13 protein-coding genes are annotated in these 16,779 nt (G+C 73.5%); 9 read left to right on the top strand and 4 right to left on the bottom strand.

The window, feature by feature from the left end:
• Positions 1 to 69: 69 nt before the first annotated feature.
• From Acy02nite_RS47500 to Acy02nite_RS18530, 3 genes are all read right to left on the bottom strand, one after another.
• The gene (locus Acy02nite_RS47500) at positions 70 to 1,851 is read right to left on the bottom strand and encodes a serine/threonine-protein kinase (protein WP_307872284.1); all 1,782 of its coding nucleotides are present in this window, start codon (positions 1,849 to 1,851) and stop codon (positions 70 to 72) included.
• A gap of 89 nt (positions 1,852 to 1,940) precedes the next feature.
• Positions 1,941 to 2,321, bottom strand: a complete 381-nt coding sequence (locus Acy02nite_RS18535) for a Rid family hydrolase (RefSeq protein ID WP_203742201.1) — start codon at positions 2,319 to 2,321, stop codon at positions 1,941 to 1,943.
• Positions 2,322 to 2,358: 37 nt separating this feature from the next.
• Entirely contained in the window at positions 2,359 to 3,636 is a 1,278-nt protein-coding gene (locus Acy02nite_RS18530) for an amidohydrolase family protein (protein ID WP_239174983.1), read from the bottom strand.
• Between the two features lie 183 nt (positions 3,637 to 3,819).
• Here Acy02nite_RS18530 and Acy02nite_RS18525 point away from each other — a divergent pair, with 183 nt between their 5' ends.
• The 5 genes from Acy02nite_RS18525 (at position 3,820) to Acy02nite_RS18505 (ending at position 9,172) form a co-directional block, all read left to right on the top strand.
• On the top strand, positions 3,820 to 5,010 hold the full coding sequence (locus Acy02nite_RS18525) for an alanine racemase (RefSeq protein ID WP_203742199.1): 1,191 nt from the start codon (positions 3,820 to 3,822) through the stop codon (positions 5,008 to 5,010).
• Between the two features lie 87 nt (positions 5,011 to 5,097).
• Entirely contained in the window at positions 5,098 to 5,442 is a 345-nt protein-coding gene (locus Acy02nite_RS18520; protein WP_203742197.1) for a hypothetical protein, read from the top strand.
• Positions 5,443 to 6,050: 608 nt separating this feature from the next.
• Positions 6,051 to 6,641, top strand: coding sequence for a hypothetical protein (locus Acy02nite_RS18515; protein WP_203742195.1), 591 nt, complete (start codon positions 6,051 to 6,053; stop codon positions 6,639 to 6,641).
• A gap of 124 nt (positions 6,642 to 6,765) precedes the next feature.
• A complete protein-coding gene (aspS, locus tag Acy02nite_RS18510; RefSeq protein ID WP_203742193.1) occupies positions 6,766 to 8,568 on the top strand; it encodes an aspartate--tRNA ligase in 1,803 nt (600 codons plus the stop codon).
• A 100-nt stretch (positions 8,569 to 8,668) separates the two neighbouring features.
• On the top strand, positions 8,669 to 9,172 hold the full coding sequence (locus Acy02nite_RS18505; protein ID WP_239174981.1) for a GyrI-like domain-containing protein: 504 nt from the start codon (positions 8,669 to 8,671) through the stop codon (positions 9,170 to 9,172).
• 485 nt (positions 9,173 to 9,657) lie between these two features.
• On the opposite strand, the gene Acy02nite_RS18500 is transcribed toward Acy02nite_RS18505, so the two are convergent.
• Entirely contained in the window at positions 9,658 to 10,803 is a 1,146-nt protein-coding gene (locus tag Acy02nite_RS18500) for a questin oxidase family protein (RefSeq protein WP_203742192.1), read from the bottom strand.
• A 125-nt stretch (positions 10,804 to 10,928) separates the two neighbouring features.
• Between Acy02nite_RS18500 and Acy02nite_RS18495 the strand changes: the two genes are divergently transcribed.
• The 4 genes from Acy02nite_RS18495 (at position 10,929) to Acy02nite_RS18480 (ending at position 14,880) form a co-directional block, all read left to right on the top strand.
• Complete coding sequence (locus tag Acy02nite_RS18495; RefSeq protein ID WP_203742191.1) at positions 10,929 to 11,522, top strand: helix-turn-helix domain-containing protein; 594 nt, start codon at positions 10,929 to 10,931, stop codon at positions 11,520 to 11,522.
• Between the two features lie 2 nt (positions 11,523 to 11,524).
• Positions 11,525 to 12,799: an MFS transporter gene (locus tag Acy02nite_RS18490; protein ID WP_203742190.1), complete on the top strand. Its 1,275-nt coding sequence runs from the start codon at positions 11,525 to 11,527 to the stop codon at positions 12,797 to 12,799.
• Positions 12,799 to 13,014, top strand: a complete 216-nt coding sequence (locus Acy02nite_RS18485; protein ID WP_203742189.1) for a hypothetical protein — start codon at positions 12,799 to 12,801, stop codon at positions 13,012 to 13,014. The genes Acy02nite_RS18490 and Acy02nite_RS18485 overlap by 1 nt, the downstream gene beginning before the upstream one ends.
• Before the next feature lie 129 nt (positions 13,015 to 13,143).
• Complete coding sequence (locus Acy02nite_RS18480) at positions 13,144 to 14,880, top strand: replication-associated recombination protein A (RefSeq protein ID WP_203742188.1); 1,737 nt, start codon at positions 13,144 to 13,146, stop codon at positions 14,878 to 14,880.
• The last annotated feature ends 1,899 nt before the right edge of the window (positions 14,881 to 16,779 follow it).

Here is a 16,779-nt window from a genome sequence, read left to right as displayed (position 1 = left end):
CGGCGCTTCCCTGTCGTGACGCCACAGAGATCAAAACACGGATCCGATGCGTACGCGCCGCATCGCCCCTCAGGGCGTGCCGATGCCGTCCAGGGCGTTGGCGCCGGTGGCCTCGTCCTCGCTCCCGCCGCCGCTGCCCCCGTTGTTCCCGCTTCCCTCGTTGTTCCCGCCGGTTCCACTGTTTCCGTTGTCGCCGCCGGTGTCGCCCTCGTCGTCGTCCCCGGTGGTCTGGGTCTGGGTCGGGGCGGCCGTGGTCGGCTGCTCGGCCGGCTCGGTCGTCGGCTTGGTCGTGGGGGTGGTGGCGTCATCGGTGGGCTGGGCGCCGGCGGCCGGCGACGTCGTCCTGGCCTTCGGGGTGCTCGAGGTGACGGATTGCTGAGGCCGGTCGTTGCCGCTGTTGCCCTTGCCGGTCGACTTGGGAGCGGGATCCTTCGTGGCGGCGGCCGACGGGTTGGTGGCCGGAGTGGTGCCGCCGGTGGGATCGTCACCGAAGAGGTCGAGGGGATCGGCCAGGGCAAAGGCGGCGCCGAGGCCGAGCAGCACCAGCACGGCCGCCGCGACGGCGATCAGGGTGCGCCGTCCCCGGTCCGGCCCGCTCCGCGTTCCGGCGACGTCGCCGGGGGTCACCGCCGGCGGTCCGGCCGGGCCGGGGTCCGGTGTCCCGGGGGATACGACGGCCGGGAGGCTGCCGTCCGCCATGGTCCGGCCGTCCTGGACCGGACCGGCCGGCGGGAGGTCGTCGAAACGGGGCGCTCCCACCATGGCCCGGCCCGCGAACGCGCCGGCCGCGACCTTCTGCGTCGCCGCGTCCGGATCCACGCCGGTCGCTTCTTCCGGCCCGGTGCCGCCGGTCCGGGGCGCCAGGCCGAAACTCGCCTGGTCGCCGCGCGGCGTCGCGGCCGTGCCGCCGTTCGGGCTGCCCGCTCCGGTGACCGTCAGGCCGCCGCTGGTCGCGGCGGTCGCCGTCATGGCGCCGGTGGCCGCGAGAGCGCCGGTGGCCGCGGTGAGACTGGTCAGCGTCGCGCTGGGGACGCTGTCGGCGACAGCGGCCTCCGCGGCGGCGGCCATCGCGGCCGCGGACGGGAACCGCTCCTCCGGCTGCTTCGCCAGGGCGATGCCGACCAGGTCGCGCACCGGGCGCGGCACGTCCCGGGACAGCGGCGGCGGCTCGTCCGTGACGTGCTGCAGCGCGACCGCCAGCGGGTTGTCCCCGAGGAACGGCGGTCGCCCGGTCAGGCAGTGATACGCCACCGCGCCGAGCGCGTAGAGGTCCGCCGCCGGCCCGGTGGCCTGCTTCGACACCTGCTCCGGCGCGATGTAGAGCGCCGTGCCCACCACCTCGCGCGCTCCGGTCAGCGTCACCGAGTTCGCGGATCGGGCCACCCCGAAGTCGACCAGCACCACAGTGCCGTCCGGCTCGATGATCAGGTTGCCCGGCTTGACGTCACGATGGATCACGCCGGCCTCGTGCGCGGCCTGCAACGCCCGGCCGGCCTGCGCGACGATCGACATCGTCTCGGCCACCGAGAGCTGCCCGCGGTCAGCGATGACCCGGTTCAGGGGCTGGCCGCCGACACGCGCCATCACCAGGTACGCGCCGTCGTCCTCGGTGTCGCCGAAGTCGTACACCTGGACCACACCCGGATGCCGGAGCGCGGCCATCGTCCGCGCCTCGTGGCGGAACCGGCTCAGGAACCCGGGATCGGTCCCGCGACCGCCCAGCAGCATCTTCACCGCGACGGGGCGGCTGAGCACGGTGTCGGTCGCCGCCCAGACCTCGCCCATGCCGCCGGCCGCGATGCGCTCGTCGAGTCGATACCGTCCGCCGAGCAACTCTCCGGGTTTAGGCATGTGTGTCCCTCTACCCAGGACGGTCCCGCGCTATCCCCACCCTTGCGTCCCGGAACGCCCTCCGAGCCGGTGGCTGCCGGCTCGGGGGGTCAATCCCCGACGTAGAGAATGGCGTCGATCTCGATGTCGAAGCCGACCAACGGCACCGGGAGCGTCGTCCGTACCGGAAGGTGCTCGCCCTTGATGTACTGCGCGTAGATCTCGTTGAGCTCGGCGAAGTCGTCGAAGTCCCGCAGATAGACGCCGACCCGGACGGCGTCGTCCAGGCTCGCCCCGGCTGCCTCGGCGACCGCGGCCAGATTCTGGAACGCGGCGTGGGCCTGCTCGGCGAAACTTCCCGTCACCCAGGTGCCGTCGGGCCGGGCCGGAACCGCTCCGGCCAGGTAGATGGTGTCGCCGGCCACGACGGCATGCGAGTACGGCCCACCGGCGGGCGCGGCCCGGTCGGTGATCACAGCGCGCTTGGGCATCAGGAACTCCTCTGTCGGTGTCACGGAACTGTCGGTGTTACGGAACTGTCGGTCTCGGGAACTGGTCGGCCAGGCCGTCCACCCCCACCAGGGGCGTGGCGAGCAGGTCACGGAGGTGGCGCGCCCGGGCGTCGAGTGCGGCCCGCTGCGCATCGGTGAGCGGAACCCACGGTGGTGGCGGGCCCGGCAACCGTGGCGTCAGCAGCCGCCCGGCCACGTAGGTCGCCTCGTTGACCAGCCGGACCGGCGACGTGCGGACCTGCCGGTGCGCGTCGGCGACCGGGAACTCCTCGTCGCGTACGTCGAAGATCGCCACGTCCGCGGGAGCACCGACCTCCAGGGTCCCGCCCGCGAGGCCCAGCAGCCGGGCCGGCCGGACCGTGACCGCCGCGACCACCTCGGTCAGCGGCACCCCTGCGGCCAGTAGCTTCGCCATCGTGGTGGGCAGGTCGAAGACCGGCCCGTGCAGCGACCGCGCGTGCAGATCGGTGGAGATCGTGAACGGCCGCAGCCCGGCCGCCAGCTGCTGCTCGAGCACGTCGAACGCGAAGCCGCCCGAACCGTGCCCGACGTCCAGCCGCACCCCGCGCGCGGCCGCCGCGTGGACCGCCGGGCCGAGCGGTGCGGCGATCCCGCTGGCGCAGTGGGTCACGACGTCGCCGGGCCGCAGCAGGCCGAGCACCTCGTCGAGAGCGGGTGGCGCCGCGCCGATGTGGACCATCACCGGCACGCCGCACGCCGCGGCCACCGCCAGACCGCGCCGCAAAGGCTCGACGCCGTTGTCGCCGACGGTCTCCCGGTCGACGCGCACCTTCACGCCGCGGATCAGCTCACGGTCGGCAAGGATGGTGTCGATGGCCAGCGGGACATCGCAGTTGTCCAGGTCACGGCTTTCGCCGGTGCGCCCGGCCAGGCCGATCGCGGAGATGTTCAGCAGCGCGGGCACCCGGACGCCGGCGGTGGCGGCGACCCGGCGCAGACCGTCCAGCGTGAACGCCCCGGCGGACCCGGCGTCGACCCAGGTGGTCACGCCGGAGTGCCAGGCCACCGGGTCCGGGTCGATGCCCCAGTAACCCGGGCCGACGTGCGTGTGCAGGTCGATCAGACCTGGCGTGACGAGCTTTCCCGAGACGTCGACGACCCGATGCGCGTCGCGGGGCAGGCCGGGGCCGGCCGCGACGATCCGCCCGTCACTGATCCCCAGGTCGCCGTGCGACTCGATGACCGTGTCACGGTCGCCGGTTCCCGGGTCGTCGCGCGACGCGGAGCCGGCGGTCATCAGCGTGCCACCGGTCAGGAGCAGGTCGAACGTCACGGTCACCGCCCGGTGACGGCTCGGCAGCCGGGACGCCCCGGTGGCCGGCCCGGTCGTCGCGGGGCAGGCTGAACCCGTGCGCGAACGCGATCACCTCGCGCGGCCCGCGCTCGTCGGCGCGGCTGTCGGCGTCGCGATCGAGCCATTGGCGAACCATATCCCACAGTGGGCAGGAGGCCGGCGATGACGATCGACTGGCGGAGCAAAGGGTTCTGGCTGCCGCACGGCACCCGGACGGCCGAGGAGATCTCGGCGCGGCGGCCGGCTCTCTTCGACGGCGACTTCACCTGGCCGCTGATGGTGGTGCGGCGCGCGGCCGCCGAGGCGAACATCGCCACGATGGCCGCCTGGTGCCGGCGCCACGGGTTCGACTTCGCCCCGCACGCCAAGACCACGATGGCGCCCGGCCTGATCGAGGCACAACTGCGCGCCGGTGCGTGGGGCCTGACCGTGGCCACCGCCAACCAGGCGCTGGTGCTGCGCCGGCTCGGCGTCGAGCGGGTGCTGATCGCCAACCAGGTGCTCGATCCCACGGCCCTGAGCTGGCTGGCCGCCGAGAGCCGGGCCGGCTGGGAGGTCGTCTTCCAGATCGATTCCCTTCCCGGCGTACGGGCGGCGTCCGCGGCCGGGCAGGCCCGCGTGCTCGTCGAGCTGGGCCATCCGGGCGGCCGGACCGGGGTGCGCACGCTCGAGCAACTGGAGGAGGTCGCCCGCGCCGCGGTCGCCGCGCCCGGCGTCGAGCTGGCCGGCGTGACCGGTTACGAGGGTCAGCTCGACGACCAGGCCGGGGTCGACGCGTACCTGGATCGGCTGGCCGAGGGGTTCGAACGGCTGTCGGCGGCCGGCCTGCTGCCCGCGGAGCCGCTGGTCTCGGCCGGGGGCAGCGCGTGGTTCGACCGGGTCGCCGACCGGCTGGCCGGGCTGGCGCCACGAGCCCGGCTCGTCCTGCGCAGCGGCGCCTCGGTCACCCACGACGACGGCTTCTACCGGGAGCGCACCCCGTTCGCGCGGGTTCCCGGCGAGGGGCCGCTCGCCGCCGCGCTGGAGATCTGGGCGCAGGTGCTGTCCACGCCGGAGCCCGGTCTGGCGCTGGCCGGCATGGGCAAACGGGACGCGCCGTTCGACGAGGGGTTGCCGGTGCCGATGGAGATCCGGCGGACGGACGGGTCGAGCGGGCCGGCCGGCGGGCTGCGGGTGACCCGGCTCAACGACCACCACACGTACCTCCAGGTGCCCGAGGATGTCCCGGTCATGCCCGGTGACCTGGTGCGATTCGGGATCTCCCACCCGTGTACGGCATTCGACAAGTGGCGCGACATCCCGGTGGTCGACGAGGAGCGGCGGGTGGTGGACGTGCTGCACACGTACTTCTGAGCGGGCCCGGGTCTTCTCCGGCCCAGTGCCGCGCGCACGCCGTAAACGGCATGACGAGGCCGAATCGATCTTGGGAGACTGCCCGGCATGACTGACACGCTGACGCTGTGGCGGCCCACCGGGCCCCAGGAGCTCGAGCTGGTGCGGGCGTCCGGCTGGCGGCGGTGGCCACCCCGGCTGCCGGACCAGCCGATCTTCTATCCGGTGCTCAACGAGGACTACGCGGTCCGGATCGCCCGGGACTGGAACGTGCCGGCCTCGGGCGTCGGCTATGTGACCCGTTTCGAGGTGGAGGCGGCGTTCGCGGCGCGCTATCCGGTGCGGCAGGCCGGCGGTGACACGATTCTCGAGCTGTGGGTGCCGGCCGAGGAACTGGAGGAGTTCAACGACCACCTTGTCGGCACGATCGAGGTCGTCCGCGAATTCCGCTGAGGTCCGCCGGGCGGCGCGGCTGGTCCCGGGGTGTGATGCCCTGACCGGGGGATGTCGCTCGGCGATCATGGGCTCTAGCGTTCTGGGCAGTTTCTCCCACTTCGTCGCCGGAGGCCCCTATGCCGGTTTTTCGCGCTGCCAGCTTCGCTACCGACCCGGCGGAGGCCGGTCAGGAGACCAGCCCCGAGACCGGGAAGACGCCTCCGCCCGGTGCCAGACGGGAGCGCTTCGTCGGAGAGGCTCCCGTCGTCGTGAGGTCCCGCACCTCTCCGGAGGTCCAGGACGTGTTCGGGGCTCCCGCCGCGCGGAGCACGACGCCGACCGGCACCCCCGGGACCGCGAAGGACACCCGGGCAGCGGCGGGCGCCGCAGCGGCGACTCCCGCTGAGCACGACCCGGGGACTCCCCGCCCCATCCGCGGCCGCCCGCCGGCACCCCAGCCGATCCGCCATCAGCCGCCGGCAACGGCTCCCGCGCCGGTGAACCCACCGCCGCCCGCGAGCGTCCTGTCCCGGATCGGCGTTCCGCCGCTGACGCCCCCGGCCGCGGCGCCGCCGGACAGGGATGCGGGGCAACCCGCGACACCACCGCTCCCGCCTGCCCGGTCCGTGGACGAGCCGGCGCCGGCCACGCCTCGGAAGCAGGGACGCAAGCTCGCGCTGACCGCGCTCGCGATCAGTCTGCTGGCGCTGGCCGGCTCCGGGGCGGTCGCGGTCCTCCTCTACCGGCTGAACGGCAGCGACCCGGGCAGCACTGCGCCGCAGCGACCACAATCGGTCGCGGCACAGGCCACCACCGGCCTGCCCGTGACGTACGCCAAAGAGCCCTTGGACATCCGCATCGGCTGCGCCGCGCTGGTCTACCTCGACCTCGACGAACCTCGCGCCGGCGCCGCACAGCAGACCTCCGACCTGCGCTATGACAGCAAATGCGGCAACAACCCGGCCCAGCTGTCGCTCGGGCCGGGCGCCACCTCCGGCGCCGGCGTGGCAACCGCGGACCTGAACGCCGACGACTGCCGGCGGGCGATCCGGAACGGTCCGCTCGGGCCGGGCGCGCAGGTGCCGGTCAAGAAGGGCTCGGCGATCTGCGTGCTGACCGCGGCCCAGCCGGCCAAGCTCGTCCTCGTGGAGATCACCGACGTGGGCGCGACCGGGACCGCCGGACTGCGCGCCACCTCCTGGCTGGCCCGTGACTGATCCGGCCGGCCGGCCCGTGACTGATCCGGACCAACCACGGCAAACCGGCCCGTGACACGGAGCGCGGGGCGACCCTGACAGAATGTCGGGTGCGCCCCGCGAAACTCGGTTAGGAGACGTTTCCGTGATCAGGACCCATGACGCCGGCAGTCTGCGTGCCACTGACGCCGGCACGACGGTGACGCTGGCGGGCTGGGTGGCCCGTCGCCGTGACCACGGCGGTGTCATCTTCGTCGACCTGCGGGACGGCTCCGGCGTGGTGCAGGTGGTCTTCCGCGAGGAGGACGCGCACGCGCTGCGCAACGAGTTCTGCGTGAAGGTCGTCGGCGAGGTCAACGCCCGCCCGGCCGGCAACGAGAACCCGGAGCTGGCCACCGGCGCGATCGAGGTCGTCGCCAGCGAGCTGACAGTGCTCTCCGAGGCCGCCCCGCTGCCGCTGCCGATCGACGACGCGATCACCGCGTCCGACGACATCCGCCTGAAGTACCGCTACCTCGACCTGCGCCGTTCCGGCCCGGCCAAGGCGCTGCGCCTGCGCAGCCGTGCCAACCAGATCGCGCGGGAGGTGCTGCACGCCCACGACTTCAACGAGATCGAGACGCCGACCCTGACCCGGTCGACGCCCGAGGGCGCGCGCGACTTCCTGGTCCCGGTCCGCCTGCAGCCCGGCGCGTGGTATGCGCTGCCCCAGTCCCCGCAGCTGTTCAAGCAGCTGCTGATGGTCGCGGGCATGGAGCGCTACTACCAGATCGCCCGCTGCTACCGCGACGAGGACTTCCGCGCCGACCGGCAGCCGGAGTTCACCCAGCTCGACATCGAGATGTCGTTCGTCACGCAGGACGACATCATCGCGCTCGGCGAGGAGATCGTCTCCCGGCTGTGGAGCGAGCTCGCCGACTACCAGGTGCAGCTGCCGATCCCGCGGATCACCTGGACCGACGCGATGAACCGCTACGGTTCCGACAAGCCCGACCTGCGGTACGGCGTCGAGCTCGTCGAGCTCACGGAGTACCTGCGCGGAACCGAGTTCCGGGTGTTCGCCGGCGCGATCGACGCGGGCGGCTACGTCGGCGCCGTCGTCATGCCTGGCGGTGCCGCGCAGACCCGCAAGGAGCTCGACGGCTGGCAGGACTGGGCGAAGGCGCGCGGCGCCCGCGGCCTGGCCTACGTCGTCCTCGACGCGGAGACCGGCGCCGCCCGCGGCCCGGTCGCGAAGAACCTGTCCGAGGCGCACCTGGCGGGCCTGGCCGACGCGGTCGGCGCCAAGCCGGGCGACGCGGTCTTCTTCGCCGCTGCCACCGAGCGTCGCGAGGCGCAGGAGCTGCTCGGCGCCGCCCGGATCGAGATCGCCAAGCGCGCCAAGCTGATCGACGAGTCCGCCTGGGCGTTCTGCTGGGTCGTCGACGCGCCGATGTTCGAGAAGACGGACGAGGGCGGCTGGACCGCGGTCCACCACCCGTTCACCTCGCCGAACGACGAGTGGCTCGACAACTTCGAGTCCGCTCCGGACAAGGCCCTGGCGTACGCGTACGACATCGTCGTGAACGGCAACGAGATCGGCGGCGGCAGCGTCCGTATCCACCGCGGCGACGTGCAGAGCCGGGTCTTCGACCTGCTCGGCATCACCCCGGAGGAGGCGCAGGACAAGTTCGGCTTCCTGCTCGAGGCGTTCAAGTACGGTCCGCCGCCGCACGCCGGCATCGCCCTGGGCTGGGACCGCACCTGCATGCTGCTCGGCGGCTTCGACTCGATCCGCGAGGTCATCTCGTTCCCGAAGAGCCGCGGCGGCTTCGACCCGCTGACCGGCGCGCCCACGCCGATCACCGCGCAGCAGCGCCTGGAGGCCGGCGTCGACGCCAAGCCGAAGGCGGCAGCGGGCACGCCCGGCACCGACGGCCAGGCCGCCCCGGTCGAGCGTTCGAACTGACGTAGCTGGTCAAAGCCCCGGCGAGAGCTTCTCGCCGGGGCTTTGCGTTATCCACAATCCACAGGGGTCGTCACCGGGCGTGCGCGGGACCGTCGATCCTGTGAGACTGGTTCGCGTGGAGCCGACCATCGTCCAATGCGCCGAGCAGCTGTACGTCGGGCGCCGCGAATCGATCAGCATGACCGAGTTCGCGCGCGTCGCCGACCACCTGCCCACCATGTTCTCCGGCCTCGGTGAGCGGGGCATCCAGATCACCGGCGCGCCGTTCTTCCGCTACCGCATGATCGACATGGCGGCGGAGATGGTCGTCGAGGCAGGCATCCCCGTCGCCGGCCGTGCCCCGGTCGAGCCGCCGGACTTCATGGACACCCTCCCCGCCGGCCGATATGCGACCGTCAGCCACGTCGGCCACCCCGACCAACTGATGGGAATCACCGCGCGACTCCTGGACTGGGGGCAGCGCAACGGGCTGACCTGGGACATGACACCGACCCCGACCGGGGAGCGGTGGAACGCGCGCCTCGAGATCATGATGACCAACCCGGTCGAGCAGCCCGACATGCACAAGTGGGAGACGGTGCTCCTCTTCAAACTCGCCGACTGATGCGAGCCGCGCGGTTCGGCGCCGGGTCCGCGCGGCTCATTCTTCCTTTTCCCGTACGTCGTGAGCACCCACCGTCCGGTGGCCCGCGACTCAAGCGGCGGGCGGTCAGCCGCAGCAGTTCGAGAGGCGCGAAAGCTCCGTGACACGCCGCACGCCGCACGCCGCCGGCACGTGGCATGTGGCACCTGGCCGGTGGCCGGCGTTCGAGGTGGCTCGTAGTCCATGCAAGTCCGCCGGCCTTTTGCCGCCCGCACCAGCTGTCCACGCCCGGCTGGTGGGGATGGTGGTGGTGGGTCGGGCTGGATTTGGACCGTGAGTGCCAGCTGAGTGTGGTCGGCTGGTGGTGATGGTTGTGTCCGGGCCGGTTTCCGACCGTGAGTGCCAGCTGAGCGTGGTCGGCTGGCGGTGATGGTTGTGGCTGGGCTGGTTCTCGACCGTGAGTGCCAGCCGGGACGCTCGGTGGGTCGGCGCTCGGCTCGCAGACGTCAGGCTGGGCCGATCAGGTCGGTGGCGTGTACGGCGGCGCGCAGCAGGACCGGGTCGCCGCCGGCGTGCCATGCCTCGACGGCGGCGTCGGCGAACTTGATGGCGTGAGCGTCGCCCGAGTTCACAGCGCGGTCGAAGACCTCGGCGGCGTCGAGTGGCGCAGGCTCGGCCGGGCCGGGGAGCGTGGCGACGTCGACCCGGGACGACAGGGCCGATTCGGTGGTGGAGGCGGGGGCGGGGGCGGGGCCCTGAACAGGGCCGGCGGAGTTCCCCTGGCCGACCTCGGAGCATGGCGGCTCGGGTTCGGCCGGCGAGTAGGCCGCGGTCACCGCCGCCGCCGCGGCCCAGCCCGCGGCGAGACTCGGAGCCACCAGCGAGGACGGCAGCGCCGGCAGCACCCTCAGCACCGCGGCCGGCGCGGTGGCAGCGTGGACCATCATCACGGGGTTCCCGTATCCGTAGGACAGGTGCCGGCGGACGGCCGCCCCCACGATCTCGCGCAGCCGGTCGGTGTCCGCCCCGGCCCCGGGCACGGATCCGGCCGCGGCCGGCCAGGCGGGCAGTTCGGCCAGCTGGGCGAGCCTGCTGCGGATCCCGAAGCGCTGATCGGGGACGCGCGGCACGGCGTCGAGCGCGCTTCTCGGGTCGGTGCTGCGATAGGGGCCGCGCCCGGCCGGCACGAGCGGCTGCCAGCGCGCCGCCCAGTAGGCCAGGCCCTGGCCCAGCTCGGCGACCCGTTCCGGGGTTTCCCGCTCCAGCAGCGCCCGGACGGCGTGACCGACCCGGATCACCCCGTGCGTCGCGCCGGCGGCGATGCCGGGCAGCAGCCGCGGCCACCAGGTCGCGAGCACGTCGCGCCACGGCGCGGTGCGTGCCTCACGATCGAAGAAGATCAGCCAGTCCCCGGTACGGCCGAAGTCCCCGAGCGGTTCCCGCCAACTGTCCGCGAGGATCGGGGAGATGCCGCGCGGCCGTTCCTCGAGGCGTTCCAGGTAGCGGTCGATCCACCGGTGCACGTCGTCCGCGTGCCCGTTGTGGATGAGCGCCTCGGTGGCCATCGGCGCGTGGTTGGAGAGCCATCCGTCGAACTCCGGTCCGGTGTCGTGGAGGCGGAGCAGCGCTTCGTCAAGCGTGTCGTTTCCCATGCTCACGAGCCTGCTACTTGAACCTCGATTCATGTCAACCGAGATGAAGCCGCAGCTCAGGTCACGTCCATGCCGATCATGCACAATAGCTATGCACAATCCTTGTGCACAGTTATTGTGGATCCATGGCCGACGAACTCACACAGGTGCATCTCAGCGGTCCGCAGATCCGGGCCCTCGCGCAGCCCCTGCGGCTGCGACTGCTCGGCCGGCTGCGGTCCGGCGGCCCGGCGACGGCGACCACGCTCGCCGCCGACCTGGGCACGAACACCGGCGCGACCAGCTATCACCTGCGTCAGCTCGCCGAGGTCGGGCTCGTCGTCGAACAGGAACGGCCCGGCTCCGGCCGGCAGCGGTGGTGGCGGGCCGCGCACGACATGTCGAGCTTCCGGCGCAGCTACTACGAGGGTGACCCGGAGGCCACGGCTGCCGCCGAGTGGCTGGAGGCGTTCCAGGTCAGCCGTTTCGCCGAGCTGGCGCAGAACTGGCGCCGCGCGCTGCCGGACGAGCCCGTGGTCTGGCAGGAGACCGCCGAGATCTCCGACTACATGCTCCGGCTGGGCTCGGCGCAGACCGAGGCGCTGCTGCGGGAGATCGAGGGCGTGATCGACCGCTACCGGCGGCTCGGCCAGGACGAGCCCGGCCCGGACGCGCGTCCCGTCGTGCTGTACGTGGCCGGCCTGCCGCGGATCGGCGAAGGACCGGACGAGGAGGCGTGATCATGGCCGTACGGGAAATCAGGCTCAGGTTTCTGCTCTTGATCGTCCTCCGGTGGCTGCCGGTGGGCCTCACCGTCCCGTTGATCACGCTGCTGCCGCTGGATCGCGGGCTGACGATCGCGCAGGCCGGGGTGACCGCCGCGGTTCAGGGCATCACCGTGCTGCTCCTGGAGTTGCCGACCGGTGGTCTCGCCGACGCGCTGGGCCGCCGGCCGGTGCTGCTGATCGCCGGCGTGGTCAACCTGGTCTCGCTGACCGTGATGACGGTCGCCGACACGGTCACGCTCTTCGCGGTGGCCTGGTTCCTGCAGGGCATCTTCCGCGCGCTGGACAGCGGCCCGCTCGACTCCTGGTTCGTCGACGAGTCCCTCGCCGCTGACGAGAAGGCCGACATCGAGACCGGGCTGAGCCACGGCTCGGTCGCGCTCAGCCTCGCCATCGCGGCCGGCGCCCTGCTCAGCGGTGGTCTGATCTGGCTCGGCCCAATCGGGTCGCTGAGCGCGCTGACCGTGCCGCTGGTGGTGGCGCTCGGCCTGAGCATGCTGAGCACCCTGGCGGTGGCGACGCTGATGCGCGAGGAACGCCCCGCCCGCGGCCTGACGGCCTGGGTCGCCTCGGTGCGCGGCGTGCCGGTGGCGATCGGCTCCGCGCTGCGCCTGGCCCGCCGCTCCCGGGTGGTTCTCGCGCTGATCTCGGTGGAGCTGCTGTGGAGCTTCGGCATGGTCACCTTCGAGAAGCTGATGCCGGTCCGGCTCAGCGAGGTGGTCGGCAGCGACGCGGCCGCGGCCGCGCTGATGGGCCCGGTCAGTTCGGCCGGCTGGGCGGCCTCGGCGGCCGGCGCGGCGCTGATCCCGTTGCTGGTCCGCCGCGCCGGCCCGGCCTGGACCGGGTTCGCCCTGCGCATCCTGCAGGGGCTGACCATCGTCGCCATGGGGCTGCTGGCCGGCCCGGCCGGTGTCATCACCGGCTTCCTTCTGACGTACGCGGTGCACGGCGCGGCCAATCCGGTCCACGCCGGACTGCTGCACCGGCAGGCCGAGGGGGAGTACCGGACGAGTCTGCTCTCGCTCAACTCGATGGTGGGCCAGCCCGGGTTCGCGATCGGCGCGATCGTGCTGACCTCCTTCGCGCAGAGCGTGAGTGTCAGTGCCGCGATCGTGGCCGGCGCCGTGGTGCTGGCGCTGGCCGCCCCGCTCTATCTGGTGAAACCCAAGTTTGCCGAACCCATCGACACGGGTACCACTCCAGCATCGGCTCTCACCCCCGGAGGAACCTGATGCTCGCTATCGCGGCTGCTGTCGTTTTCGGTATCTACCTGCTCTCCGACCTGTTCAACACCGACTTCGGCGCGCACGACCTGATCAACTTCCCGACCATGGCCTCGCTCGGCTTCCTGCTGATCGCTCTCTATCTGGCCGGCGTCGGCAGCGGCCCGCGTTCCGGCACGGGCACCGGTCGCCGGTTCTACGGCCGTCGCCCCGGCCGCGGCTGATTCGACACGCTCTCTCTCCGGCCCGCGCACACACGCTCCGTAGCGGTGTGGACGCGGGCCGGGAGCTTGTCCACAGGCGGTGAGATCGCATTTCGGATCGGCCTTCCGGGGCCGGTACTGTCGGTTGCGATGGACACGGACGGGCTCTTCTCCCTCGCGCAACCGGACCTGCCGCCGCCTCCCGCGGCGACGGCTCAGGCTGCCGGTTTCGGTGCTCCCGCGGCCGATGCGCCCCTTCCCGTCCGGATGCGCCCGGCGACCATCGACGAGCTGGTCGGGCAGCAGCACCTGCTCGCCCCCGGTGCGCCGTTGCGGCAGCTGGTGACCGGTTCCAGCCCGATGTCGGTGATCCTCTGGGGTCCTCCGGGCACCGGCAAGACCACGATCGCGCACCTGGTCGCGCACGCCACCGACCGGAAGTTCGTGGCGATGTCCGCGCTGACCGCCGGCGTCAAGGACGTGCGTGCGGTGATCGACACGGCACGTAACGATCGGCGCCGCGGCGGGCCGCCGACCGTGCTCTTCATCGACGAGGTCCACCGCTTCAGCAAGACCCAGCAGGACTCGCTGCTCGCCGCGGTCGAGGACAGGACTGTCACGCTGCTCGCGGCGACGACCGAGAATCCGTACTTCTCGGTGATCTCCCCCCTGCTGTCCCGCTGCGTCCTGCTGACCCTGCAGGCGCTGGAGGAGAGCGATGTGCGCGCCCTGATCCGGCGCGCGATCACCGACCAGCGCGGTCTCGGCGGCGCGGTCACGCTCACCGGCGAGGCAGAGGACCATGTGGTACGTCTGGCCGGCGGCGACGTCCGCAAGGCGTTGACGGCGCTGGAGGCCGCCGCCGGTTCCGCGATCGCGCAGGGCGCCAAGGAGATCGACCTGGCCACCGCCGAGCGGGCGGTCGACGTGGCGGCGGTGCGCTACGACCGGGACGGTGACGCGCACTACGACATCATCAGCGCGTTCATCAAGAGCATGCGCGGCAGCGACCCCGACGCGGCCCTGCACTGGCTGGCCCGCATGATCGTGGCCGGCGAGGACCCGCGGTTCATCGCCCGGCGCATCGTGATCTTCGCGAGTGAGGACGTCGGCATGGCCGACCCGCAGGCGCTGCTCGTGGCCACCGCGGCGGCCCAGGCGGTGCAGCTCATCGGCATGCCCGAGGCCCAGCTCAACCTGGCCCAGGCGGTCGTGCACATGGCCACCGCCCCCAAGTCCAACAGTGTGACCACGGCGATCGGCGCGGCGATGGCCGACGTCCGGGCCGGCCGCGGCGGGGCGGTCCCGACGCACCTGCGCGACGCGCACTACTCCGGCGCCCGTGGCCTCGGTCACGGCCGCGGTTATCGCTACCCGCACGACGACCCCAAGGGCGTCGTGCGCCAGCAGTACGTTCCGGATGATCTCGTCGGCACCGACTACTATCGGCCGACTGAACACGGGGCCGAGCGCGCTGTCGGCGAGCGGGTGCCGCGCCTGCGCCGGATCGTGCGGGGCCTCGCGCCTCGTGCCGCTTCGGCGGGGAGTGCCGACCGCGCGGCGGGTGGTGCTCCGGCCCCGGATGCGTCACAGTCGTCGGCGGCCTCCGTTGCGGGCGCTCCCGACGCCGGTGCCCCGGTCCCGGGCGCTCCCGCCGCGGGTGTCCCCGGCGCGGGTGAATCTGCCACCGCCGGTGCGCCGGGCAGGGTGGTCCCGGCCCCGGCGGATGCTTCGGCGGCGGCAGTTCCGGCAGGTGACGCGTTGGACACAACCGAGCCGGGCAGGGCGGCGGACCCGCCGGGATCGGCAGCGGCCGGGCCAGGGCCCGGCAGTGACGAGAAACGGTCAGACGAGAGCGGCGACGCCGCCGGGAAGGAACAGCCGTGACACCGCGCGGTGCCGAACGGCCCGACGACGACGCCGGGCAGGGCGGCGGCAAGAAGGGCCGCCGCTTCGGACGTGGCCGCGCCGAGCAGCCGGCCGAGCCGGTCGAGCTCCCGCGTGAGGAGACGGGCTGGCTCGACGACCTGCGCACGGCGAAGCAGTCGGGCGGCGCGATCGGGCCCGGCGCGAGTCCCGGCGAGGCGCGGACCAGCAAGTCGGGCCGGATGGCGCCCGGGCCCGACGACAAGCCCGACGATGACGGGCCGGTCTTCGGCGGCGGGTTCGGCCCGGACGAGCCGGCCGGCGGCGGTGCCGCCGGTGGCGCGGCGCCCGGATGGCAGGCGGGCTCCGGGGAGTATGCGGCCGGTCGGCCCGGCGCCGGGCCCGGCGCTGGTGCGGCGGTTCCCGGTGCGCCCGGTCCTGGAGCGCCCGGCCCCGGAGCGCCCGGCCCCGGAATGCCTGGTCGCGGAATGCCTGGTCCTGGAATGCCTGTTCCTGGGCAGGCGCCGCCGGCCCGGCGGGGTGGGCCCAACGGTGGTGCGGCGGGTGTGCCGGGCGGCGCGGGGCAGGTTCCGCCCGGGCGGCCGATCGCTCCCGGTCAGCGTGGTGGTCAGGCTCCCGGTGGGCCGGGGCAGCCCGGGCCGGCGCAGGGACAGATGCCACCGGGCGCGGTGCCGCCCGGGCAGCGTGGCGGGCCGGTGCCCGCCGGGCAGCCGATCCCCGGTCAGCTGCCGCCGGGGCAGATCCCTGGTCGGGCGGGGCAGCTGCCGCCGGGTCAGCGTGGTGTGCCGGGCGCGGCTGGTCCGGTTTCTCCCGGTCAGCGTGGTGTTCACGGGCAGATGCCGCCCGGACAGGTGCCTTCGGCTCCGGTGCCGCCGCGACGTAGTGGGCCCGGTGCTCCGGTTCCGCCCGACGGAGGCCGCCCGGTGGACCTCACCGGGCAGGGCGGTCCTGGCTACCCCCATCAGGCCGTGCCGCGGTCCGGTAACCCGTCGGAGGTCCCCGGCGCCGGGGTGCGCCCGGTCTCGCCCGCGGTCCGGCCGACGTCGCCCGGTGCTCCGGCCCGCGATCGGTTCCGCACGGATGTCGCGTCGGCGCGGGTCGACGCGCAGCAGTCCGGGCCGATCCCGCCCGCCGTGTACCAGACCGGGCCGATCCCGCCCGCGGGCAGCGGATTCCCGGCGGATGCGGTGCCGCCGGCCGTCTACCAGAACGACCCGGTGCCGCCGAGCGTGTACCAGACCGGCCCTGTTCCGGGCGCCGACGACGACAGCGGTCGCCGCTCGCGCGGCCGCAACCGGCGGGCCCGTCCTGACGAGGGCGACGGTCCGGACGGCGCCTACGGAGGCCGGCCCACCTCGGGGGCGCCTGCCTCGCACGCGGCTCCCGAGGGTTTCGCCGGCCGCGGGCCGCAATCGGTCTCGGGCAGCCCTGCGTCGCACGCCGCTCCGGAAGGCCCGGCGCACTCGCGGGCCGGTGGCCCGGCCGGGATGCGTGGCGGTTCGGCGCGACCGACCTCGGGGGCGCACGCCCAGCCGGAGGACAGGTTCGGGCTGCCGCAGGACGGTCCGACGGGTCGCCGGGCTGCTCAGGGCCCGCGCGAGCAGGGGACCGGACGGCACGAGGCGATCGACGGACCCGGCGTGGCCGGCGTTCCGGGGCAGAGCGGCCCGGCACATGGGGCTCCGGGGCAGGGCGTTCCTGGGCAGGGCGCACCCGGGCAGGCTGCGGGCGGGCCGGCGGTGCCCGGTCCCCGGCGGATCGGGCCCGGCGACGGGCGGCCGATCCGGGCGTCCGCGGCGGTGACGCCCCCGGTGGTGCCCGGCAGGCAGGGGAAGCGTTCCCCCGCCATGCCCGGGCGCGCCGGCGCGATGGCGGAGAGCGCGTCCGGAGTCATTCAGC

The sequence above is a fragment of the Actinoplanes cyaneus genome, from assembly GCF_016862095.1.
GTDB classification, from domain to species: domain Bacteria; phylum Actinomycetota; class Actinomycetes; order Mycobacteriales; family Micromonosporaceae; genus Actinoplanes; species Actinoplanes cyaneus.
This window is presented reverse-complemented; position numbering and strand designations above follow the sequence as displayed.

Excerpts from the sequence above, each read along its gene's own strand:
- Acy02nite_RS47500 (WP_307872284.1), bottom strand. The coding sequence starts at position 1,851 with ATGCCTAAACCCGGAGAGTTGCTCGGCGGACGGTATCGACTCGACGAG.
- Acy02nite_RS18535 (WP_203742201.1), bottom strand. The coding sequence starts at position 2,321 with ATGCCCAAGCGCGCTGTGATCACCGACCGGGCCGCGCCCGCCGGTGGG.
- Acy02nite_RS18525 (WP_203742199.1), top strand. The coding sequence starts at position 3,820 with ATGACGATCGACTGGCGGAGCAAAGGGTTCTGGCTGCCGCACGGCACC.
- Acy02nite_RS18520 (WP_203742197.1), top strand. The coding sequence starts at position 5,098 with ATGACTGACACGCTGACGCTGTGGCGGCCCACCGGGCCCCAGGAGCTC.
- Acy02nite_RS18500 (WP_203742192.1), bottom strand. The coding sequence starts at position 10,803 with ATGGGAAACGACACGCTTGACGAAGCGCTGCTCCGCCTCCACGACACC.
- Acy02nite_RS18495 (WP_203742191.1), top strand. The coding sequence starts at position 10,929 with ATGGCCGACGAACTCACACAGGTGCATCTCAGCGGTCCGCAGATCCGG.
- Acy02nite_RS18490 (WP_203742190.1), top strand. The coding sequence starts at position 11,525 with ATGGCCGTACGGGAAATCAGGCTCAGGTTTCTGCTCTTGATCGTCCTC.
- Acy02nite_RS18485 (WP_203742189.1), top strand. The coding sequence starts at position 12,799 with ATGCTCGCTATCGCGGCTGCTGTCGTTTTCGGTATCTACCTGCTCTCC.
- Acy02nite_RS18480 (WP_203742188.1), top strand. The coding sequence starts at position 13,144 with ATGGACACGGACGGGCTCTTCTCCCTCGCGCAACCGGACCTGCCGCCG.